Below are 21,968 nucleotides of genomic sequence, written 5' to 3' on the forward strand. Positions count from 1 at the left end.
AGTTAAATTAACTTAGTGTAACCGTATAATTTCTTCATCACTTCACACACTATCACTGAGGAGGTTGAGAATGATGCCAGAACGAATTGTCGCTGTTAGAAAAAATGGCCAAGGAAGCATTGTAGAGATGCAGCTGTCGTCAGGGCAGGTGGTCGACTACAAACGAGCTCATGACATGGCGCGCAGTGGTGACCTGGAACACGTGAATTTAATTCGAGGCAAAGATGGGGAAGACCATCTACGCAGTGAACCAGATGGCATTCAATCCAACAATTTGGACAACCTTCCATCTTTTTAATTATGGGGCCCAGGAAGAGCATCAGCTCATCCTGGGTTTCTTCTTTTGTTTTATTCTTAAGTTTAAAAAACTCTGACCAAATACTATTTTTCATACCCTTTTTTCAACTTAGAAATTCCTTCTACAATAAGTCGGTTTCGAAAATCTCTTATGGCAAGCGACCTTTTATTCCACACAAACATTTTAAAACTGAGTCTTCTGGATATGGGTGCTTTTGTGGGGTAGGGAAGGTTTGAATTAACAGTAGTAAGTTATTTCTTAATAAATAATGAAATATATTAATGTAAATAATTCAAAAATTATTGACTTATCTTTTTCTTGATGTAAACTGAAAATGAAATATATGTTGCAAATGATTTCAAAACTTTCAATGGGGATGATGTTATGATGATCTTCGCAAACAAGGTCAATAAAACGTATGAAAGCGGAGAGATAACGGTTCAAGCACTGAAACAAGCGTCTCTTACAATTCCTGGTCAGAAAATCGTGACTATTCTAGGACCTTCCGGATCGGGAAAATCAACGTTACTTAATGTCATTGGAGGAATCGATCGTTACGATTCAGGCTCTATTACTATAGGTGATCAAGTGTTAGAAAAATTAAAAGATCGCCAACTGACGGAATACAGGAGAAATTTTGTCGGTTTTATATTCCAACAGTATAATTTGATACCAACTCTGACGGTCGAAGAAAATGTTGAGGTGGGGCGGGAACTGAGTAAACAACCACTTGAAATGAAAGACATATTATTAAAGGTCGGGATGTGGGATAAAAAAGACAAATTCCCTTATCAATTAAGTGGGGGTGAACAGCAGCGGGTGGCCATTGCGCGTGCCCTGATCAAAAATCCGCAGATTCTTTTATGTGATGAACCTACAGGGGCATTGGATGAAGAAACAGGTAAAAATATTCTGCGTCTATTGAAATATGTCAACGAAAATTACGGTACGACGGTTTTAATCATTACTCACAACCAGGGTATCGGAGAAATGGCCCACACTGTCATCCGGATGAGCAGTGGAGAGATAGTCGATACGTATCAAAATGAGCAGCCGATTGACCCGGAGAAGGTGACTTGGTCATGATTTTAAAAAAGACGATTCGCCGAACCTTGAAGGATAAGAAGTTTCAATATGCCGGCGTTATTGTTTTACTCATGTTAGCGGTCATGCTATATGTTTCGTTATCTATGGCAATCACAACGCTGGAAGAGAGAAATGAGCAATTTTCTGAGGAATATAAACAGGAGTCCTTTCATTTTGTCACCGGTGAGGAAGTTCCAGAGAGCCACCTTTCTTCATGGGAAGAACAATTTTCATTGACCCTCGAAAAAAGGAGGTACACCGATCTCTCTTTGGGTGAGGAGCGCATTTTAAGACTTTTTTCCATAACAGATGAAGTGAACCTTCCATATATTTCTGAAGGGGATATGCCTGATCAGGAAGGTGAGATAGCCATTTCTAAGGTGTTTGCCGATAAACATGGGTATGAACTCGGAGATGCGATCGACCACGCCGGATATGAGGCAACCATAACGGGATATGTTTTTCTTCCTGACTATATTTATATGGTCCAACAACAGACCGACTTATTGGCAGATGCTGAGAAGTTTGCAGTCGGGATAGCTGCGGAAGCGACTATAGAACAGATAGCAGGGGATGGTCAGACAGAAGTTTTGGGTCTGTCTGAGGGAGGTGTAACGGAAGAGTTCCGATCGACAGTAAGCGAAGAAGCGACAATTCTTCAATTTGTAAATAGCGAAGAAAATGCGAGAATTCAATTTGTAGAGACCGAAATTGAAGGGGCCAAAGGGATGATCACGACCTTGCCTCTCTTCATTCTCGCTTTGTCCTTAGCTATGGTCCTGATGCTCATGAAGCGTCGCATTGATATGCAGCGTAAAGAAATTGGAACATTGATGGCGCTCGGTTATCGTAAAGGGGAGCTGCTCAAAAACTACTTGGGGTATGCGTGGTTTATTGGATTGACAGGAACATTGCTCGGTCTTGCAGCAGGTGCAGGTCTTTCTGTCCCTTTATCAGACGTCTACGCCACCTATTTCAATCTCCCGGCTATTTCCCTGTTTGACTGGGACCCGATGGTACTCGTCATCGGCTTAGTCATTCCAATTACGCTGCTTGTTCTGTTGACAGCACTCGTTGTTTGGCGTTCACTGAACACGGACCCACTGACACTATTAAGACCGAAAGAAATGTCTAGTGGTCAAAAATCCTGGCTGGAAAAATTGCCCGGTATTGACCGTGGAGGATTTGTCCGGCGTTTCCGAATTCGCTTGTTAGTTCGGAGCAAAGCGCGTAGTTTATATGTTTTCTTAGGTGTCATGTTTTCGACTGTCTTACTGTTGTTCGGCTTGATTACGTTCAACAGTATGGATCAGCTTGTTGAGACAACATATCAGGATATACAAACCTATGATTATGCTGTCCATTATAAATCTCTTCAAACCGAAAGAACTGAAGCAGGTGCTAGCCCTTTTACAATGAATGAACTGACAGCTGCAGAACAGGATGTTAAAGTCACGGCATTTGGTATGGAACCGGATACAGATTATATTCATCTGCTTGCTGATGGCGAACCACTTAATTCGGAATTAAAAGACGGTGCTGTCATCAGTGCCCCCTTATCAGTTGTATTGGATGTGAAGAAAGGGGATACCATTACTTTAGAGAATAGACTTAACGATGATACGCTCTCAGTGAATGTGGCAGGGGTTGCAGATGTGTTTATCGGGCATCATCTTTATTTGCCGAGAGAGCAGCTGAACGAATTTCTCGGATTTCCTGAAATGGCCTACACCGCTGTTTGGCAGGAAGAGGAACCAGGCTCTTCTGAGGAGATCTATATGGTTGAAGACAAACAAAAAGCAATCAGCAGCTTCGAGGCTACAACAGGCGCGACACGTGGGTCTGTTCTGGGAATGGCCGTGTTTGCTGTCTTGATCGGAGTCATCATTCTTACATTGCTGACAAACTTGATTGTTGAAGAGAACTCGCCATCTATTTCTCTTTTCAAAGTGATGGGATATCATGATAAAGAAGTATCAAAGCTTGTTTTGAGCGTCTACACTCCGATTGTGTTAATTTCATATTTTGTATCCATACCACTGGCAAGCCTCGGTTTAGAACAAACTATGAATACTCTCGTGCAGGAAACAGGCTTTCTTATGCCGACTGATATAGCCTGGTGGATGATTTTTGTAGGCTTTGTCGTCATTATGGTGACCTATTGGTTTTCTTTGACATTGTCGAAACGTAAATTAAAGCAAATATCCTTGCAGGAAGCATTGAAAAAACAGCAGGATTAAAAAGGACGGGAAGCATCAAACTCAAAAAAGCGAAGGGCATCGGTAGGCCACTGAAAAACCTTTTCAATCAAGAGAGAGGAGCTGTTAACGTTTGTTGTTGCTTCTCACGAATCGCTTGTCGGTGGATGCTTGCCGCGGGCACGGCCTCAGCTAACTTGGTCAAGAAGAGCACTTGACCAAGTGGATCTTCGGCTCGCGCTGTTCCCACAGGCGTCACCACCGAACGCTCCTCGTGGAAGCACCGAGGCGCTTCTAAAAGAATGATTGGCCCGTTGGCGATATTCACTCTCCCTATAAAACGAATATTAATGACTTGGAGGAGTACGAACCCGAATATTTCATCGCAATAAAGAAGCCGAGTTGAACGAGAAAATCGTCCTACTCGGCTTTTTCTTTGCTTGATAATTCAGGATGTTGCAGTTCTTCAGTAGACTCAACGTCGGTCTTGTTTTTTTCGCGAGTGGAGACCACTTCTTTATCCAAATATGCGTTTCATTACTGCTAGCCTAAAAGGGGAACCGGGATAGCGGAAGCTCTGATCGAATTTCGTGGTTTGCTTCGTAATACTTTTCTCATGTGTGAACGTATCAAAGCTTGCTCGACCATGATAGCTGCCCATTCCACTTTCCCCGACACCGCCGAAGGGGAGATGTGGATTGATAATATGGTAAAGAGTATCATTGATACAACCGCCGCCAAAGGAAATCGAATCCATAATTAGCTGTTGATCCTCATCTTTCTCACCAAAGTAATAGAGAGCGAGCGGTTTCGGGCGTTCGTTGATTTGAGTAATGACCTCATCAAGATCAGCATAGGTCAAGACAGGGAGTACAGGGCCGAAGATTTCATCTTGCATGACAGCATCACTCCAGGTGACTTGGTCCAATATAGTCGGTTCAATTTTATGGACTTGATCATCTGTTGTACCACCTGAAACCACTGTGCCGGATTCGAGGTACGAAGTGAGTCGGTTGAAATGGCTATGATTGACGATTTTGGTGTACTCAGGATTTTCAAGTGGTCTGTCGCCGTAAAACTCTCTGATATACTTCTTCAGAGCTTGGATCAAGTCAGCTTTTACTTCATGGTGTACATAAAGGTAATCAGGCGCAATACACGTCTGTCCTGCATTGGTGAATTTCCCCCAGACGATTCTTTTGGCAGCAAGGTCAATGGAGGTGTCCTTATGGATGATAGCAGGGCTCTTCCCACCGAGTTCCAGAGTAATTGGAATCAGTCGTTTACTCGCTTTTTCCATAATGACTTTTCCTACTGGGACGCTTCCTGTGAAAAAGATATAGTCAAGGGGCTGATCGATAAGTTCCTGGGTAACATTTTTATCGCCTTCAACGACAGCGATGTAATGAGCGGGGAAATATTGCTCGATCATTTTTTTCAGGACCCACGAAACCGTCGGTGTGAGTTCAGACGGTTTAATAATAACGGTGTTTCCCGCTGCTACAGCCCCGATAACGGGGGCTAATGCCAGTTGTATCGGATAGTTCCAAGGAGCAATGACGAGCACTGTGCCGTAGGGTTCTTTACGAATGAAATTTTTAGACCCTGTGTGGGTGAGAGGTGCCTTTACTTTTGTCGGCTGCATCCAGGATTTCAATTGCTTAAGGTGATGATCGATCTCGCTTTTTAGAAATGCGATTTCAGATGCATAAGCTTCATATTCAGATTTGTTCAAATCAAACTTCAACGCGTTGATGATAGGCTTTTCGAATGTAGTCAGCATTTTCTTCACCTTTACCAGTTGTTCTTTTCGGAAGTTATAGCTTTTCGTATGGCCTTCTTTGAACCATGATTTTTGCAGTTTGACAGTTGCGTTCATCATGAAACCTCCTTAGCGTTTTCGTTCGATTGGATGCTGATAAAAATCGTGGGCGATGGTCGTGCTTGGGAAAATGGCAGCAGCTTCGTTGCGGAGTTCAGCCACGGCATCTCCTTGATAACGGGAAGAGAGATGGTTGAGAATCAATTCGCCTGCATCTGCCTCTTTTGCTAACATGGCTGCCTGCTTAACAGTCGAATGGAAATATTCATAGGCCATCTCTTCCTCATCACCAGCGAATGTCGCTTCATGGACAAGGACATCGGTGTTTTTCAAAAGGCCGGCGAGCTCAGGTATGTATCGTGTATCACCGAGAATCGCAATTTTTCTACCTTTCTTCGGTGGTCCGATAACATCTTCTCTCCTAATGATGCGACCATCTTCCAGCTCTGTTCGTGATTGGCTTTTGATCTGCTGATAGATGGGTCCTGGTTTTATTCCGAGTGCCTTTAATTTATCAGGTTGCAGCTCACCCAATTTGTCTTTTTCCTTCAAGATATACCCGAAGCTGGCAAGGCCATGCTTCAGCTTGACAGCTTCTACGATGAACTGTTCATCTTCAAAAAGCAGCCCATCTTCCACTTCTTCAACATAGAGGGGATAGCGCAAATGTGTGCCGCTAATACGCAGGCTTATATCGAGGTATTCTTTTAATCCGCGTGGACCGTAAATGGTAACAGGGGTTTCGCCACCTTGGAAGGAGCGGCTGCTCAGCAACCCCGGAAGACCGTAAATGTGATCCCCATGCAAGTGGGTGATGAAAATGACTTCAATTCTGCGCGGTCGTATATTCGTATTTAAAATTTGTTGTTGGGTTCCTTCGCCGCAGTCGAACACCCATGTGGTACCGCGTTCTTCTAAAATGCGGAGGACAAGAGAGGATACGTTACGCTCTTTTGACGGCACCCCTGAACCTGTACCTAGAAAAAAAAGTTCCATAGAAAACACACTCCTATTATTCCCATCATACCACCAGTTGGCATGGAAAACACTTCAAAAGGAATGAAAAAAACTGCTGGTTACGATCCAGCAGTTTTGAAGTATTGGAAACTGAAAGAGTTATCGTGAGGGAGGAGGTAACTGAGAGTTGAATTTTTTAATTACATTTGAGAAATACCGCCAGCAAGTAAACTGATTATGAAACTGATAGTTGTTAAAGCGGCAACAGGTGTAGCAAAAGCCTGCGTTTCTAAATTCATTAATTGCTGCAATACTTCCTACGATGCAAAGTGCCCACCATAAAGGAACAAATATTTGATCGGCAACATTTACAGGTAATAAAGAGTAAGCATTTGCACACTGTAAATGCAAAAAGGAAGCAGCTACAGCGAGGGCAATGAAGAACTGCAACTTTTTGAATTATGCATCAAATCGGCTTCTTTCAATGTACTAGGAAAAAGAGTGATTTTCTTTGATTTAAAAACAAAGAAAATCACTCTTTTTAGGGGGCCTTGTTTCCACGATAAGCGTTCGGTGGTGATGCTTGCGGCAAGCACCCCCCGACAAGCGATTCGTGAGAAGCAACAACAAACTTTAACAACTCCTCTAGATTGAGAAGTGTTTTTTTGTGCCCCCAGCTGCTCCCTTTTTTTATAATGATTACTTTGTTAACTCTTTTCTTGCAAAATAAGAAAATGATTAAACTCTATTGCCAAGCTCTCGTGTACTGCCTCGGTCCTTCAAGTTCGTGACCGAGTTCGTCAGCCGCTTGTTTCGGCCAGTATGGGTTTTTCAGCAGTGCTCGCGCGAGGAAGATGAGATCAGCACGATCATTTTGCAGAATTTCCTCTGCCTGGTTGCCGCTTGTAATCAAACCGACAGCCCCGGTATTAATTTTCGCACCTTCTTTGATTTGTTCTGCGAATTTCACCTGGTATCCTGGATACGGTTCAATGGCAGCAGGAACAACGCCTCCTGAGCTGACATCAATCAGATCCACGCCTTGGTCCTTCATTTCGGAAGAGAAGTAAACGAAATCTTCCATAGTATTTCCGCCTTCGTGGTATTCGGCTCCAGATATGCGTACGAACAAAGGCCCATCCCACTCTTTCTGAACAGCAGTGATCGTGTCCGCTAAGAATCGATAACGATTTTTCCGAGAACCTCCATATTCATCTGTGCGTTTGTTCGTCAACGGGGATAGAAATTGATTGATTAAATAACCATGGGCTCCATGAAGTTCAACAATATCAAAACCTGCTTTTTTTGAACGAGCAGCTCCTTTTTGAAAGGATTTAATGGTACGTTGGATATCTTCTTTTGTCATTTCTGACGGTACTTTCATGGCATCACTGAAAGCTTCCGCACTAGGCGCGAAAATTTCATCACGCAAATTGGCCTTTCTACCTGCATGAGCAAGCTGGATCCCTGCTTTAGCACCATGCCTGTGGATGCCTTCATTTATACTTTTCAACCCTTCGATATGAGAATCATCCCAAATGCCAAGGTCTTCATGTGAAATCCGGCCTTCGGGCAGAATTGAGGTAGCCTCTGTAAAAACCAGGCCGACTTGCCCTGCAGCACGGCTCTCATAGTGGGCGAAATGAAAGGGTTGAGCATGTCCATCTTGATCATAAGCCGAGTACATGCACATAGGAGACATGACGATACGGTTTTTCAACGTTACATTTTTTACAGTATAGGGTTCAAATAGTTTGAGTTTCACTTGTTGTCCTCCTCGGATAGTTGGTAAAATTGTTTTAATTATTGTAGGGAATAATGGTTTCCTAGCAGGTTCAAGCATAAGCCCCCTCCCTAATGGATGGATGGATGGAAAGGAGAGCGAGAACCATTGCTTTTGTATTGCGTAACCCGAGTGGTAAAGCTATATAAGCGCAATAACAAAAGGGGATTATTTGCGCTCATTCATCCTTTGCCCATGGTCTTTAGCCCTTTCTGCGCTTTTTCCAAAGGTCACGGTACTCGATGGCCTGATGCGGAACATCCGTAAAAATGCCATTCACCCCGAGTTGATAGCACTTTTTCATCATCGCAGGGCGGTTGACAGTATAGATCCTCAGTTCTAACTCTTGCTTGTGACATCGTTTCATGAGTTTTTTATCAAGTAAGCGATGCTTCACATGCAATGCATTGCAGTCCAGTGATTTGGCATATTGAGGCAGGCTGCGCATGTTTGTAGAGGTGAGGAACGCGGTCTGGACAGACGGATTGATTGATTTCATACGGACAAGTGAGTCGGAATTGAAACTGGAGATGACTGACCGTTCCAGGACATGATACCGCTTCAAAGATTCATAGACGATGCGTTCGATATTCTTATATTCAATGACATTCGTTTTCAGTTCAATATTCAAAAACATCGGCTGCTCATGGAACCAGCGAAGGAACTCGTCCAGTGTTACAATATAAGTGTCAGAAAATTTAGGAGAAAACCAGCTTCCTGCATCAAGCAGACGAAGCTGAGCATATGTATAATCTTGTACGAACCCTGTTCCATTCGTGGTGCGGCGGAGATTCTCATCGTGGATGAGTACGGGAATCTGATCTTTCGTCAACTGGACATCGGTCTCGATTCCTTCCGCTCCAGCTGCTCGTGCCAGTTCAAACGCAGGCATTGTATTTTCAGGGGCCAGTTTACTAGCTCCTCTGTGAGCATATATCAATGTTTTCACCAAAAGACATTCACCTCTTCCAGATAGGCTTTAAGTTTGATTGTGTTTGATAATTCAGGAAAAGTCAATAAGGAGTGTTTTATATGAGTCTATGGCAAACGAAAGATCAGTTGACAGATTTATTGTGTTCCCTCGTAGAATACCCCAGTATTACAAACAGCAATGAGGAAATCGCAATCATCGAATACTTATATTATATTTTAGAAGATCGTGATTATTATAAAAAACGCCCCGAACAATTGAATTTGCATCCATTGGATGATGGGCGTCAGCTGCTGACAGCTTTGGTGAAAAAAGACGAAGCAAAAGAGACGCTTGTTCTGCTTGCTCATGTAGATGTCGTCGGTGTCGATGACTATGGGTCTTATCAGAATTTAGCATTTTACCCTCGTGAGCTTACACAGGAGCTGCAGAAAAATCTCCAGGACTTACCAAAGGAAGCAGCAAGAGATCTCCAAACGGGGAACTGGTTGTTCGGACGCGGAACGATGGACATGAAAGCGGGGTTGACCGTTCATCTTTCGCTGTTGGAAAAAGCGATGGCGGGGGAGTTCGATGGTAATCTGTTGTTGGTTGCCGTGCCGGATGAAGAAGTCAATTCAGAGGGGATGTTAGCAGCTTTACCTGCCCTTGCAGAAATTAAAGAAAAGCAGAACCTCACCTTCAAGGGCGCACTGAATGGCGAGCCGATGTTCAGTAAATATCCAGGCGATTCTGCTTATTATCTTTATACAGGATCGATCGGCAAAACGCTTCCGGGCTTTTTATGTTATGGAAAGGAAACCCACGCAGGAGAACCATTCGGAGGATTGAACGCGAATTTGATGGTCAGTTACCTGGCTCAAGAGATGGAATTGAACGAGGCTTTCATTGAAAAAGTGGGGGGAGAGCGGACACCGCCGCCTCTCAGTTTAATGCTGCGCGATTTGAAACATGAATATTCCGTCCAGACGCCCCAGGCAGCAGTGGCGATGTACAACGTCCTGTATATGAAACAGACGATTCAAGAACTGAATGAAAAGTTGCTGTTAGCAGCACAGCGGGCCAAGGCGAAAATCATCAACCATTATCACCATCAAGCATCGTTTTATTTAGAGGGAACTCAAACATCAGCCTTTCACCCAGACATAACTATCTTATCGTATGAACAACTATACAAGGAGGCAGTCGATCGGTACGGGAAAAAGGAAGTCGAACGAAGGCAGAACCGGTTAGTGAATTTAAGAGACCAGGGGGACCGTGATTTCTCCACGACCCTCGTCCAGAGTCTTGCTTCATTATGTAAAGATATCAGTCCGATGATCGTTCTGTTCTATAGTCCTCCATTTTATCCATCGGTTTCTTCACACAACGATCCGTTCATCAAGCATGGCGCTAAAGTGGCAATGGATTATGCAAAAGAAAATTTTGATGAAGAACTTGAGGTCGTCGAGTATTTCACGGGGCTTTCGGATTTAAGCTTCATCGGCCCGTCTTCAACGGCATCGTCGCTTTCTGATTTGACTAAACAAATGCCGATCCACGGGAATGGTTTCGAGTGGCCGGCAGAAGTGATGGAATCGATTACGATGCCGATTATCAATATCGGCCCGTTAGGCAGAGACCCCCACCAATGGACTGAACGCTTGGAACTTTCTTATAGTTTTGAGAAACTCCCACAGATATTGACGAGGACGATTCACGAGCTGTTCAAGACAGAGCGCTCTTCTACAGTTTAAAGGCTATTAATGCGGGAAGACTCAGTTTCGATATTTTTGTATGAGGCAATGGTGGATGGAAAAACGAATCGCTTTCCGCGGGGATGGCGGCAAGCCTGCCCATCCATTCCCGCAGGAGTCTCACCGTTTTCCCATCCACCATACTTAAGAACGAGCTCGAAACTACCTTCATGGTTAGGAGCATTTTTTGCTGAAAATGCTATAGTCACGAGACAGAATGATACATGCTCATCAATGCTGCTTATACCTAATGTTTTCGAGAACATTTTATCGCAAGGGTCGGCGGGGAATGGTGAGACTCCTGCGGGAAGAGAGTGCTTGGTGAGATCCCGGAAGGCGAAAGCCTGAGGAAGCTCACGGCGCTCCCGCGGAAAGCGAGCTATTCCCCGGCGATCCGATCCACTCATCAAACATCTCGAAATCAAATCTTTAGGGTGAGGGGGCTTTAGTTGAAATGTGATGAGCGTAACGGGAATACAAAAAAGAGTCGGGACTTCGATGTCCCGACTCTTTTTATGAATGATTAACCATTATAGTAAAACTCTGCTCCTGGGCCGATCGGTAGTCCTGTCAGCATCCAAATTAACAGCATGATGATCCAAACAACGGAAAATGCGATGGAATAAGGAAGCATCGTGGAGATCAATGTTCCGATTCCGACTTTTCTGTCATACTTCTGAGCAAAAGCGATAACGATTGCGAAGTATGGCATCAACGGTGAAATGATGTTCGTCGTTGAATCTGCAATCCGGTAAGCGAGTGTAGTCAGCTCCGGAGAGTAGCCAAGCTGCATCATCAATGGAACAAATACAGGCGCCATGATCGCCCATTTGGCTGAAGAACTCCCGATGAACAAATTGATAAATCCAGCGACGAAAATAAAGGCAATGATCAAACCGATTCCTGTGAACCCTACAGAATCAAGAAATTCAGCTCCGCTGACAGCAATGACTTTTCCTAAATTCGTATGGTTGAAGTAGGCTACGAATTGTCCAGCTGTGAAGGCAAGTACAATGTAAATGCCCATTGAAGCCATCGTATCAGACATTTGATTGGCAACATCTTTATCACTCTTGATTTCATCCGTAATTTTTCCGTACACATACCCTGGAATCAGGAACATGATTAAAATGACCGGGACGAGACTATGGAAAAATGGAGAAGCTAAGAAATCATCCGGATTGCGCAACGGCCCCCAAGTCGGCACTACTAAGAGAGACAGCACACCGACCGTAACGATGAAGGCGATCAGAGCACCGATCATCCCTTTTTTCTCTAGTGGAGTAACGTTCTGAGCTTCCTCTTTAATTCCACCTGTGTATGTGCCAAGACGCGGCTCGACAATTTTATCAGTGACGAGTGTACCGATGATCGTCAGTACGAAGACAGAAACAATCATGAAATAATAGTTCATTGTGTACAAGATCGTATCTGCATAGGCAGGGTCGATGGTCGCGGCTGCCTGTATCGTTAAGTCACCAAGTAATGGGTCAAGCGATGTCAAAAGCAGGTTGGCACTGAAACCTGCAGACACACCGGCGAATGCGGCGGCTAAACCAGCTAGCGGGTGACGTCCGAGTCCGGCGAATAATACAGCACCAAGAGGAGTCAATACGACATAACCTGCGTCAGCGGCCATACTGGACATGATTCCGCCGAATACCAGGGCAGCTGTCATTAATGAACGAGGGACGGATGTGACTAATCCACGAAGCATCGCACTGATTAACCCGGAACGTTCGGCAACTCCTATACCGAGCATCGTGACCAGGACAGTTCCAAGTGGTGCGAAGCCTACGAAATTCTCTACCATACTTTCAAAGATGTATTGAATGCCGTCACTTGATAATAGGTTGACGACTTGCAGGGTTTCGCCTGTAGCCGGGTCTTCTACTTCTACATTCAATGTAGAGAAAACCCAAGAAGCGACGATTACCATAAGAGCAAATATTGCGAACAATGTGACAGGGTGAGGCAATTTGTTCCCGATCCGTTCAATCCAGTCGAGAATGCGCATTGTCAGCCCCTTCTTTTCTTGATGTTCCATGATCTTCCTCCTTATTGACTCTAACACTACCTAAAAATTGCAATAACGCGTTAAAGTATAATGAAAAATAATTTTATTTTGAAGTCTTTTGGAAAAAGTCCCACTAGAAAAATAATTAAGAATAATAAGAGGAATAGCAATTTTTTATGAATTAGGGAAAATAGTTGGGAACCATGCTACAATAGTAATAAATGAATGATCATTCAGTATGGAGGAAGTGTATGAAAACATTGAAGGATACTATTGCTCAAATAACTTTGCCGACCCCATTTGCTGTTGGTGATGTCCATGTATATGTATTGAAGGGAGACCGGTTATCCTTGGTCGATGCCGGTGTGAAAACAAAGGAAGCTTGGGAGGCACTCTGTGCTCAACTGAAAATGATCGGGTACCGGCCGGAAGATATTGAACAAGTGATTCTCACTCATCACCACCCTGATCACATGGGGTTCCTCGAAGAGTTCCCGAATGTTGATACAATCGCCGCCCATCCGAAATTACGGCCATGGCTAGAGCGGGAGGAAGATTTCTTTGTACGTTATGAACAGTTTTATTTGGAAATGTACAAACAATCTGGTGTTCCGGACCGCTTTTACAAGCTTTTAAAAGGATTGCGCAAGCCTTTAAAATGGACGGCTAAAGGCACTATCACACATGAATTAGGGGAAGGAAGCAAACTTCCTGGACACGAGGAATGGTTGACGACCGAAACCCCTGGCCATGCTCAGAGTCACGTGTCATTTTTTCGTGAGGAGGATGGAGCGTTGATCGGTGGCGATCACTTACTTGGCCATATTTCTTCAAATCCTTTGCTTGAACCGCCATTCCTAGAAGGTGGAGAGCGTCCGCGTCCACTACTGCAGTACCGTGATTCAATGGAAAAGTTATTAAAAATGGAAATCGGTGACGTTTACCCTGGACATGGGAAAATATTCGACCACGCCCATGCCCTTGTACATGACAGATTGAAAAAGCAAGAGCAACGAGCAAATAAAGTATATGGGATGTTTAGTGAGGGGACATTGCGTGCATATGATGTATGCGAGCGGTTGTTTCCTAAACATGTGGAAACACAGTTCGGGTTGACGATGTCTGAGACGATTGGACAGCTTGATTACTTAGAACACATAGGAAAACTGGAGACGTTTACGGATCAAAACCAAACATTTTATAAGGTGAAATAGGTGATGAAATGAACAAACAAGTCAAAGGGAAAAAAGTATTAATTACAGGGGCTTCCGGCGGAATCGGCGAATACTTGGCTATCCATGTAGCAAGAGAGGGAGGTATTCCGATTCTTGTTGCACGGTCGGCAGGCAAGCTTGATATTATCGCAGAAAAGATTGAAGCAGCATTCGGTGTGGAGTGCCCGTGGTACAAAGCGGATCTTTCTATGGATGCGGAGTGGAAAGATGTGATCGATCGGATCTGCTATGAACACGGATCTATTGACGGGCTCATTAATAATGCTGGAATAGCAGTGTTCGATCTTGTTGCTGAATCCAACTGGCAGGATATTGATCGGATGCTTTCTGTTAATGTGAAGTCATTATTTCGCACAACCCATCAGTTGCTTCCTCACTTTTTACAAAAAGGGGAAGGTCATATTGTTAACATCGCTTCGCAAGCAGGTAAGATTGCAACACCTAAGTCCGCCGTCTATTCAGCGACCAAGCACGCTGTTATCGGGTTCACAAATGCTTTGAGAATGGAAGTCGAACCTAAGGGCGTTCATGTCACCTCGGTAAATTTAGGCCCTGTCCGGACGAACTTCTTCCAGCAGGCAGACCCGACCGGAAGTTATGAAAAGTCAGTGGACAAAATCATGCTCGACCCGAACCGAGTTGCTCGCACGGTCGTTGGTCATTTATTCACAAAGCAACGGGAAATAAACCTTCCTTCCTGGATGGATTCAGGAAGCAAAGTATATTCCATTGCTCCAGTATCAATGGAGAAGCTTATGCAAAAACAATTCAACAAAAAATAAGTACAAAAAATCCCTCTTTCATTAAAAAGGAAGAGGGGTTTTTATTTGGAAAATATTGTTATACCTGAGGTGGGAATATATGGTTCACTTGAGGTGGGGAAAATTGGAAGTATAGGACGTTTATCGTGTTTTTCTATATGATTTTGGTATGGACGCTATATGATAAACGCTTGGCCCTCTTGAAAGACCTTTTATATAAAGGTTTGACAGATAGTTACAAACTTTTATTTTAGCGCGTAAAAGTGATATTGCTTTAAATAAGGTTCTTGATAGAAAATTTCGATAATTCTAAACTTAAGCTGATACAGTTTTTTACATATTGAGATAGAGGAGGAATGTTTGATGATAGATCCACGACCACAGCTTGACGGAATATCGATGTATTCCCCGGGGAAACCGATTGAAGAAGTGAAACGGGAGAAAGGCCTGACAAAAATATATAAAATGGCTTCCAATGAAAATCCGTTTGGCTGCTCACCATTAGTAGAAGAAGCGATCAAAAATGAAATGATAGAAATGACGCGCTACCCTGAGACTACATCTCCCGCACTAGCAGCAAAATTAGCTCAACGTCTTAGACTGAAAGCCGATCAGCTTATCTTCGGTAATGGCTCTGACGAAATTATTCGTTTGCTGACCCGTTCCTATATAAATCATGGAGATGAGGTGGTCATGGCACGTGTCACTTTCCCACGTTACCAAACAAATGTATTGATTGAAGGTGGTGTGCCTGTTCAGGTTGATATGACAAATGGCTGTCATGATCTTGATGGCATGCTTGCTGCAATCACAAATAAAACGAAAATGGTCTTCGTTTGCAACCCTAATAATCCGACGGGGACCATCGTGGAACGACAAGCTCTTTTGAATTTCATTGAGCAAGTGCCTTCCCACATCCTTCTCGTTATAGACGAAGCCTATTTCGAATATGCAGATAGCGATGAGTATTTAGATACTCGCCCATTGCTGCCTCAATATGAAAACATGGTCATTTTAAGGACTTTCTCTAAGGTTTATGGTCTGGCAGCGCTCAGAATCGGTTACGGTATGATGGATCGTGAAATCGTCCATCAATTACAAAAAGTAAAGGACCCGTTCAATGTGAATCGTTTAGCATCTGCTGCAGCATATGCATCTTTGGATGATGAATCGTTTTTGGAGGAGACGATCGCCAAAAACCGCGAAGGGAGAAACTTTCTTCTCCGAAATTTTGAGGAGATGAACCTCTATTATTTCCAAACCCAAACGAACTTCATCATGGTAGATGTCAATCGACCGGCAAAAGAGGTTTATGAATCTCTGCTGGAGGAAGGAATCATTGTCCGTCCTGGTCACCTGATGGGGTATCCGGAAATGATCCGAGTCACTATCGGTCAACAAGAGGAGAATGCAGCATTCATACAGAAATTACAGGCCATTTTAAATAGGCCTGCTTCAAACCTGCAGAATCATTGAGGAGGATGGATATGAATATGGAAAAACAGTTTCCAATTGTACAATATGTTGATGAAGATGGACAGTTGGTGAAGGACGATGCACGATTAGATAAGGAACAGCTTTACCAATTTTACCGGGCAATGCTTCGGGCAAGGATGATGGATAAAAAGTGTTTGAATTTGCAAAGGCAAGGTAGGATTGGGACATATGTTCAATATGAAGGCCAGGAAGCCGCCCAAGTCGGCAGTGCTTTAGCTGTAGAAGATGGAGACTGGATGTTTCCGACCTACCGTGATCATGCTGCAACAATGACGTTCGGTCACTCTTTAACAAACCTTTTCCTTTATTGGAAAGGGCGTCTGGAAGGAAGCATTCCCCCAGAAGGGAAAAATATTTTTCCACCGGCTGTGCCGATTGCATCTCAGCTCCTCCACGCAACAGGAACCGCGTGGGCGGAGAAGAAAAAGAAGAGTGATCGGGTCTCTATCGCCTATTTCGGAGATGGCGCGACATCTGAAGGAGATTTTCACGAAGGGCTCAATTTTGCAAGCGTTTTCAATATACCTGTCGTCTTCTTTAACCAAAACAATGGGTATGCCATCAGTGTCCCGATGGAGAAACAGATGAAGTCTAAAACGATCGCGCAAAAAGGCCTCGCCTATGACATTCCAAGTATAAGGGTGGATGGGAATGATATTCTGGCGGTTTATTTTGAAACGGAGAAAGCGGTCGAACGTGCACGAAGCGGAGGAGGACCGACATTGATCGAGGCAGTGACGTGGAGGTATGGAGCGCATACGACCGCTGATGATCCATCCAAATATAGAAACCAACAGGAAAGCGATCAGCGCAGACAGACGACGGATCCGATTCTCCGTATTGAAAGACTTTTAAACAACCAGGGATGGTGGAACGAAGCTGCGGTTAAGGAGATGCAAGAAGAAATTACGGATGAAATGAATGACGCTCTTCAAGCATCTGAAAGTGTGGAAAAGCCTGACTTGAATCAGCTGTTCGACAATGTATTTGCTGAACCGACGTGGACGATTGAAGAACAGCGAATGAAGCATAACCGAATCAGTAAGGAGGTTGGCCAATGACGACAGTGGCTGCGCAAGTGAAAAAGTTGACGATGATCCAAGCGATTACTGATGCCATGAAAACAATGATGAAAGAAGATGACTCTGTTCTTATCCTTGGGGAGGATGTAGGAATTAATGGCGGGGTGTTCCGGGCGACAGAAGGGCTCATTGAAGAGTTTGGCGACGAGCGGGTTGTAGACACACCATTAGCCGAGTCCGGTATTGTAGGAACGTCAGTTGGTCTTGCGGTCAATGGCTTTAAGCCGATATGCGAAATGCAATTCTTTGGTTTCATTTACCCGGCATTCAATCAACTCATCACGCATGCAACAAGGATGAGACAGCGTTCTCTTGGCCGTTATACTGTTCCGATGGTGATTCGAGCTCCTTATGGCGCTGGCGTCAAAGCACCGGAGATTCATTCGGATAGTGTTGAAGCGCTTTTCACCCATATCCCAGGCCTTAAGGTCGTAACTCCTTCTAATCCCTACGATGCTAAAGGTCTGCTTATAGCAAGTATTGAAGATCCGGACCCTGTGCTTTTCATCGAACCGATGCGTTGTTACCGAACAGGACGTACACAAGTTCCAGACGAAAAGTATGCTGTCGAATTAGGAAAGGCAGCAACGGTCAAAGAAGGAACAGATGTGACAATTCTCACTTGGGGAGCTATGGTGCAGGATACTGTTAAGGCAGTGGAGAAGTGGGAAGCTGGCAAAGATGCATCCTGTGAAATTATCGACTTGCGGACACTTTATCCATTAGACAAAGAGACGATCAGAAAGTCAGTTGAAAAAACCGGAAGAGCCGTTGTAGTCCACGAAGCTCCAGAAACGGGCGGGGTCAGTGGAGACGTCATTTCACTAATTAACGATGCGGCCTTCTTCTATCTGAAAGCACCTGTTCAAAAAGTGACAGGATTCGATACACCTGTCCCTGTCTATTCTTTAGAACTCGATTATCTGCCAAGTGCTCAGAAAATCATCCATGCGGTTGAACAGACCCTGCAATACTAGAAAAAGGAGGAAATAGGGATGGAAGTGAAATTACACGATATAGGCGAGGGAATGCATGAAGCAGAGATTCTTCATTATTTTGTAGAGCCTGGGCAAAACGTGAAAAACGACGAACCGCTTGTTGAAATTCAAACAGACAAAATGACAGCTGAACTCACGGCTCCTGCTGACGGGGTCGTCGAGGAATTGAGGTTTCATATCGGCGATGTGGTGGAAGTCGGTACGACGATTCTTTCATTACGGACAGATGATTATGAAGAAACCCAGACAATGATCGTCCAGCGTGAACAAAAACAGCCTATGAAAACAGGGGCGTCTTCTACAAGTACAAAACCTTATAATAACGAAAATCCGCACAAGCGTGTGCAAGCTTCCCCTCATACGCGCCGGGTTGCAAGAGAACAAGGGGTCAACATTGAAGAGGTGACAGGCTCGGGCCCTTCCGGAAGAATCACCGATGAGGATATCTATCAATTTTTGAAAGCGCCTTCAAAACCTGTCTCGGAAAAGTCAACAGAGGAGGCTCAGCCAAAAGAACAGGAGGAACGCAAATTCGTCCCATTCCGTGGACGTAGAAAGCAGATAGCGAAGAAAATGGTAAAGTCGCTCCATACTGCACCCCATGTGACACACTTTGATGAAGTCATGATGAGCGATCTCCTAGACTTGAAGCAACAATTAAAGCAAGAGGGTACGTCGATTTCTGTAGCTGCTTTTTTCATTAAGGCGATTCAAATGTCACTTGAGGAGCATGCGATCTTCAATAGCAAGTTGAATGAAGAACAAGAGCGTATAGAGCTTGAGCCTCATTTCAACATCGGATTAGCAACAGATACTGAAGAAGGGCTCATTGTTCCAGTCATCAAGAATGTGGAAGACAAGTCAATCGAACTTATTCATAAAGAAATGAAAGAACTGACCGCAAAAGCCAAAGAGAATCAGTTGTCTGCGAAAGAGTTATCTGGCGGGACGTTTACCATGAGTAATGTAGGACCGTTAGGAAGTACGGGCGCAACGCCGATCTTGAATTACCCAGAGACGGGTCTGATCGCCTTTCATAAAACAAAACGGATGCCAGTAGTCGTAAATGAAGAAATAGTTATCCGTGATGTGATGAATATTTCCTTTATATTCGATCATCGTGTTGCAGATGGGGCAAAAGCTGCCACCTTCGTCAATCGTTTCATTGATTATATACACCATCCATCAAAGATGCTCGTCAAACTCGTATAATTCTTCGTTTGAAAAAATGTGAGGAGGCGTAATGTGGAAAAAAGAACACCATCGTTCGCTATGTCGATAACGATTTTCGCTGCTATCATAGCAATTCTCGGGGTCAGTATCCTGGTATTCGGGGCTGCTCCACATATCCCGATTGTGTTAGTAGCAATCATTGTAGCTGTTTATGGGTTCAAGCTCGGCTACACGTGGAAGGAATTAGAGAAAGCCATCACTAAAGGAGTCTCCCACGGGGTTCCTGCCATACTGATTTTAAGCTTAATCGGGATTCTTGTAGGGGTGTGGGTCTTGAATGGAACAGTTCAGACGATTACCTTTTATGGGCTTCAAGTTCTTTCGCCATCCATTTTTCTCGTCTCAGCCGTTATTATTACGGCGGTCGTCGCTACCATGACAGGAAGTTCGTGGAGTGCGATCAGTACTATAGGCATCGCGCTTATGGGGGTTTCCTATGGGATGGAAATCTCAGCGTCCATGACTGCAGGAGCAATCGTATGCGGAGCCATTTTCGGTGATAAAATGTCTCCCCTATCTGACACCACGAACTTGACAGCAGCTACAGCCAAGGTAGATATTTTCCAGCACATTAAACATATGTTATGGACAACTGTTCCAAGCTTGCTGATCACGTTGCTCATCTTCGGGGTGATCAGTTTTATGACATCAGCTGGTGCAGCCAGCACAGATAATGTCCAAATGATGATATCTACGCTTGAAAATGAGTACAATCTTACGCCGATTTCGCTGATTTCACCTTTATTGATCATCATTCTTGCTTTCCGGAGAGTGAGCTCGATCCCTGCGCTTGTCATCGGGTTGGTGGCAGCTGTTGCGACAACGTTCTATACGGTTCCAGGAGTGACCTTCGGCGAGATCATGAGTACCGCTCATTTCGGCTATACCGCAGAGACGGGTGTGGAAGCAATCGACAGCTTGCTCTCCCTGGGAGGGCTTGATAGTATGCTGTTCGGTGTATCACTTATTTTGATCGCTTTATCATTCGGTGGGATCATTCGGGAGATCGGTATCGCCTATGCCCTCATCGACGGCATGCGTAACTTTCTGAAAAACCGTGGCAACGTGGTGTTATCGACGGTGCTTTCTTGTTTAGGAATTAATGTAGCTGTAGGGGAGCAGTATTTGTCCATCATTTTGCCTGGTCAAATGTTAGAGGACAGTTACAAAGAAGCGAATCTTCATCCGAAGAATTTATCACGGACATTAGAGGATGCAGGCACAATCATCCACCCGCTCATCCCGTGGGGAGTGACAGGAGTATTCATTATGTCGACATTGAATATCGGTATGGGGTACATCCCGTTCGCTTTCATTTGTTTCATCACCCCGGTTATTGCCATTATTTATGGCTACACCGGCTTTGCTATGACACCATTGAATGAAGACCCGATCAAACTGGAGAAAGCCAGGTGGGAAAAAGACGCATAAACGGAGAGGATCAATGATGAACACACACGTACAAGTCGCAAAGGATTCGATCCCATCAAAGGATGGAGATCGCACATTCTATTATACATTGCCAGAATCAGAGGGAGAACCTGTCCCACTCGTGTTTTGTTTTCACGGTGCTGGAAGCAGTGCAAAGTATCACATGAGTATGACGAATTTTCATGAACTCGCAGCAAAAGCAAAGGCTTGTTTCGTCTTCCCTGAAGCGGTGCAGGTCGATCCGGATGATCCGATGTCAAAACAATTCAATGAAGGGAGAAGAAAAAACAAATCTTTTCAAAATGAAATTGACGATGCCGGTTTTGTATTACGATTGATCGATTATTTCCGTTCGCTCTCGCACATTGATGAAACACGGATTTTCCTGTCAGGATTTTCGAATGGATCTGCCTTTGCTATGAAACTCGCTATCGAAAATCCAGACCTTTTTGCTGCTGTTGGAGGTGTGTCCGGGCCTGTAGTGAAAGAGGTAGCTGCTAAGGTTGAATGGTCAAAACCAATGCCTCTCATCTTTTTCATGGGTGAAGACGACCGGGTCGTACCTTATGACGGGGTGGATGCTTCTCATTATATGATTGACCAGCTCTTGTCAGCGAAGGGGACGGCACAGGCATTTGCCTGCTCTCTTCCTGCTCCGATGGAAGAAAAGATCCAAAAGGATGGAAAAGTGACTCAACACATTTATCAGTCAGGAGATGAAGGCGCAGAAGTCATTTTTTATTCTATTGAAGGGAGCGGACACACATGGCCGGGCGGCTCACTGAAACAGGAAAGCCAGCTATTCGGGAAAGTATCCCAGGAACTTGATGCCGCTGGATTGATGTGGAGTTTTTTTGAGAAAATGACAAAGGAAGAACACTGAACATAATCAAATGTTCATCA

Annotated in this window: 19 protein-coding genes; 13 read left to right on the forward strand and 6 right to left on the reverse strand. The window is 44.3% G+C overall.

Annotated elements, in window-relative coordinates; translation table 11 throughout:
* Positions 1-73: 73 nt before the first annotated feature.
* From HLI_RS19350 to HLI_RS19360, 3 genes are all read left to right on the forward strand, one after another.
* Positions 74-298, forward strand: coding sequence for a DUF3892 domain-containing protein (locus HLI_RS19350; RefSeq protein ID WP_128526535.1), 225 nt, complete (start codon positions 74-76; stop codon positions 296-298).
* A 384-nt stretch (positions 299-682) separates the two neighbouring features.
* Positions 683-1,384 (forward strand): ABC transporter ATP-binding protein, encoded by a 702-nt coding sequence (locus HLI_RS19355; RefSeq protein WP_128526536.1) that lies wholly within the window; start codon positions 683-685, stop codon positions 1,382-1,384.
* Positions 1,381-3,624, forward strand: coding sequence for an ABC transporter permease (locus HLI_RS19360; RefSeq protein ID WP_128526537.1), 2,244 nt, complete (start codon positions 1,381-1,383; stop codon positions 3,622-3,624). The genes HLI_RS19355 and HLI_RS19360 overlap by 4 nt, the downstream gene beginning before the upstream one ends.
* A 67-nt stretch (positions 3,625-3,691) precedes the next feature.
* Here the strand turns inward: HLI_RS19360 and HLI_RS21810 are convergent, their stop codons facing one another.
* The 3 genes from HLI_RS21810 to rnz all read right to left on the reverse strand — a co-directional run bounded on the left by HLI_RS21810 (position 3,692) and on the right by rnz (position 6,400).
* The gene (locus tag HLI_RS21810; RefSeq protein WP_164908605.1) at positions 3,692-3,844 is read right to left on the reverse strand and encodes a hypothetical protein; all 153 of its coding nucleotides are present in this window, start codon (positions 3,842-3,844) and stop codon (positions 3,692-3,694) included.
* 255 nt (positions 3,845-4,099) lie between these two features.
* Positions 4,100-5,461: an aldehyde dehydrogenase gene (locus HLI_RS19365; RefSeq protein ID WP_128526538.1), complete on the reverse strand. Its 1,362-nt coding sequence runs from the start codon at positions 5,459-5,461 to the stop codon at positions 4,100-4,102.
* Between the two features lie 12 nt (positions 5,462-5,473).
* Complete coding sequence (gene rnz / locus HLI_RS19370; protein WP_128526539.1) at positions 5,474-6,400, reverse strand: ribonuclease Z; 927 nt, start codon at positions 6,398-6,400, stop codon at positions 5,474-5,476.
* A 366-nt stretch (positions 6,401-6,766) separates the two neighbouring features.
* Between rnz and HLI_RS19375 the strand changes: the two genes are divergently transcribed.
* On the forward strand, positions 6,767-7,015 hold the full coding sequence (locus HLI_RS19375) for a hypothetical protein (protein WP_128526540.1): 249 nt from the start codon (positions 6,767-6,769) through the stop codon (positions 7,013-7,015).
* A 91-nt stretch (positions 7,016-7,106) separates the two neighbouring features.
* Here HLI_RS19375 and namA read toward each other — a convergent pair whose 3' ends face one another.
* Together namA and HLI_RS19385 are read right to left on the reverse strand one after the other, a co-directional pair.
* Positions 7,107-8,126: an NADPH dehydrogenase NamA gene (gene namA, locus HLI_RS19380; RefSeq protein WP_128526541.1), complete on the reverse strand. Its 1,020-nt coding sequence runs from the start codon at positions 8,124-8,126 to the stop codon at positions 7,107-7,109.
* A gap of 220 nt (positions 8,127-8,346) precedes the next feature.
* A complete protein-coding gene (locus tag HLI_RS19385) occupies positions 8,347-9,093 on the reverse strand; it encodes a glycerophosphodiester phosphodiesterase (protein ID WP_128526944.1) in 747 nt (248 codons plus the stop codon).
* An 83-nt stretch (positions 9,094-9,176) separates the two neighbouring features.
* Between HLI_RS19385 and HLI_RS19390 the strand changes: the two genes are divergently transcribed.
* Positions 9,177-10,811 carry a M20/M25/M40 family metallo-hydrolase gene (locus tag HLI_RS19390; RefSeq protein WP_128526542.1) on the forward strand — a complete coding sequence of 545 codons (1,635 nt, stop codon included), beginning with the start codon at positions 9,177-9,179 and terminating at the stop codon, positions 10,809-10,811.
* Positions 10,812-11,334: 523 nt separating this feature from the next.
* On the opposite strand, the gene HLI_RS19395 is transcribed toward HLI_RS19390, so the two are convergent.
* A complete protein-coding gene (locus HLI_RS19395; RefSeq protein ID WP_128526543.1) occupies positions 11,335-12,858 on the reverse strand; it encodes an AbgT family transporter in 1,524 nt (507 codons plus the stop codon).
* Between the two features lie 221 nt (positions 12,859-13,079).
* On the opposite strand from HLI_RS19395, the gene HLI_RS19400 reads away from it, so the two are divergent.
* The 8 genes from HLI_RS19400 to HLI_RS19435 all read left to right on the forward strand — a co-directional run bounded on the left by HLI_RS19400 (position 13,080) and on the right by HLI_RS19435 (position 21,948).
* The gene (locus HLI_RS19400; protein WP_128526544.1) at positions 13,080-14,042 is read left to right on the forward strand and encodes an MBL fold metallo-hydrolase; all 963 of its coding nucleotides are present in this window, start codon (positions 13,080-13,082) and stop codon (positions 14,040-14,042) included.
* Between the two features lie 8 nt (positions 14,043-14,050).
* Positions 14,051-14,845, forward strand: coding sequence for an SDR family NAD(P)-dependent oxidoreductase (locus HLI_RS19405; protein WP_128526545.1), 795 nt, complete (start codon positions 14,051-14,053; stop codon positions 14,843-14,845).
* Positions 14,846-15,187: 342 nt separating this feature from the next.
* Positions 15,188-16,300, forward strand: coding sequence for a histidinol-phosphate transaminase (hisC, locus tag HLI_RS19410; protein WP_128526546.1), 1,113 nt, complete (start codon positions 15,188-15,190; stop codon positions 16,298-16,300).
* A gap of 17 nt (positions 16,301-16,317) precedes the next feature.
* Positions 16,318-17,382, forward strand: a complete 1,065-nt coding sequence (gene pdhA, locus HLI_RS19415) for a pyruvate dehydrogenase (acetyl-transferring) E1 component subunit alpha (RefSeq protein WP_128526945.1) — start codon at positions 16,318-16,320, stop codon at positions 17,380-17,382.
* Positions 17,379-18,380: an alpha-ketoacid dehydrogenase subunit beta gene (locus HLI_RS19420; RefSeq protein WP_128526547.1), complete on the forward strand. Its 1,002-nt coding sequence runs from the start codon at positions 17,379-17,381 to the stop codon at positions 18,378-18,380. The genes pdhA and HLI_RS19420 overlap by 4 nt, the downstream gene beginning before the upstream one ends.
* An 18-nt stretch (positions 18,381-18,398) precedes the next feature.
* On the forward strand, positions 18,399-19,613 hold the full coding sequence (locus HLI_RS19425) for a dihydrolipoamide acetyltransferase family protein (RefSeq protein ID WP_128526548.1): 1,215 nt from the start codon (positions 18,399-18,401) through the stop codon (positions 19,611-19,613).
* A gap of 33 nt (positions 19,614-19,646) precedes the next feature.
* Positions 19,647-21,065: a Na+/H+ antiporter NhaC gene (gene nhaC / locus HLI_RS19430; protein ID WP_128526549.1), complete on the forward strand. Its 1,419-nt coding sequence runs from the start codon at positions 19,647-19,649 to the stop codon at positions 21,063-21,065.
* A gap of 16 nt (positions 21,066-21,081) precedes the next feature.
* Complete coding sequence (locus HLI_RS19435; RefSeq protein ID WP_164908606.1) at positions 21,082-21,948, forward strand: CE1 family esterase; 867 nt, start codon at positions 21,082-21,084, stop codon at positions 21,946-21,948.
* Positions 21,949-21,968 lie beyond the last annotated feature (20 nt).

The sequence above is a fragment of the Halobacillus litoralis genome (assembly GCF_004101865.1).
GTDB classification, from domain to species: domain Bacteria; phylum Bacillota; class Bacilli; order Bacillales; family Halobacillaceae; genus Halobacillus; species Halobacillus litoralis_A.

Bases quoted from the DNA above. Each gene is read 5' to 3' on its own strand.
- HLI_RS19425 (WP_128526548.1), top strand. From the start codon at position 18,399: ATGGAAGTGAAATTACACGATATAGGCGAGGGAATGCATGAAGCAGAG.
- HLI_RS19390 (WP_128526542.1), top strand. From the start codon at position 9,177: ATGAGTCTATGGCAAACGAAAGATCAGTTGACAGATTTATTGTGTTCC.
- HLI_RS19360 (WP_128526537.1), top strand. From the start codon at position 1,381: ATGATTTTAAAAAAGACGATTCGCCGAACCTTGAAGGATAAGAAGTTT.
- pdhA (WP_128526945.1), top strand. From the start codon at position 16,318: ATGGAAAAACAGTTTCCAATTGTACAATATGTTGATGAAGATGGACAG.
- HLI_RS19400 (WP_128526544.1), top strand. From the start codon at position 13,080: ATGAAAACATTGAAGGATACTATTGCTCAAATAACTTTGCCGACCCCA.
- HLI_RS19375 (WP_128526540.1), top strand. From the start codon at position 6,767: ATGCAAAAAGGAAGCAGCTACAGCGAGGGCAATGAAGAACTGCAACTT.
- rnz (WP_128526539.1), bottom strand. From the start codon at position 6,400: ATGGAACTTTTTTTTCTAGGTACAGGTTCAGGGGTGCCGTCAAAAGAG.
- HLI_RS19395 (WP_128526543.1), bottom strand. From the start codon at position 12,858: ATGGAACATCAAGAAAAGAAGGGGCTGACAATGCGCATTCTCGACTGG.
- hisC (WP_128526546.1), top strand. From the start codon at position 15,188: ATGATAGATCCACGACCACAGCTTGACGGAATATCGATGTATTCCCCG.
- HLI_RS19350 (WP_128526535.1), top strand. From the start codon at position 74: ATGCCAGAACGAATTGTCGCTGTTAGAAAAAATGGCCAAGGAAGCATT.
- HLI_RS19435 (WP_164908606.1), top strand. From the start codon at position 21,082: ATGAACACACACGTACAAGTCGCAAAGGATTCGATCCCATCAAAGGAT.
- HLI_RS19365 (WP_128526538.1), bottom strand. From the start codon at position 5,461: ATGAACGCAACTGTCAAACTGCAAAAATCATGGTTCAAAGAAGGCCAT.
- HLI_RS19420 (WP_128526547.1), top strand. From the start codon at position 17,379: ATGACGACAGTGGCTGCGCAAGTGAAAAAGTTGACGATGATCCAAGCG.
- HLI_RS19405 (WP_128526545.1), top strand. From the start codon at position 14,051: ATGAACAAACAAGTCAAAGGGAAAAAAGTATTAATTACAGGGGCTTCC.
- HLI_RS19355 (WP_128526536.1), top strand. From the start codon at position 683: ATGATGATCTTCGCAAACAAGGTCAATAAAACGTATGAAAGCGGAGAG.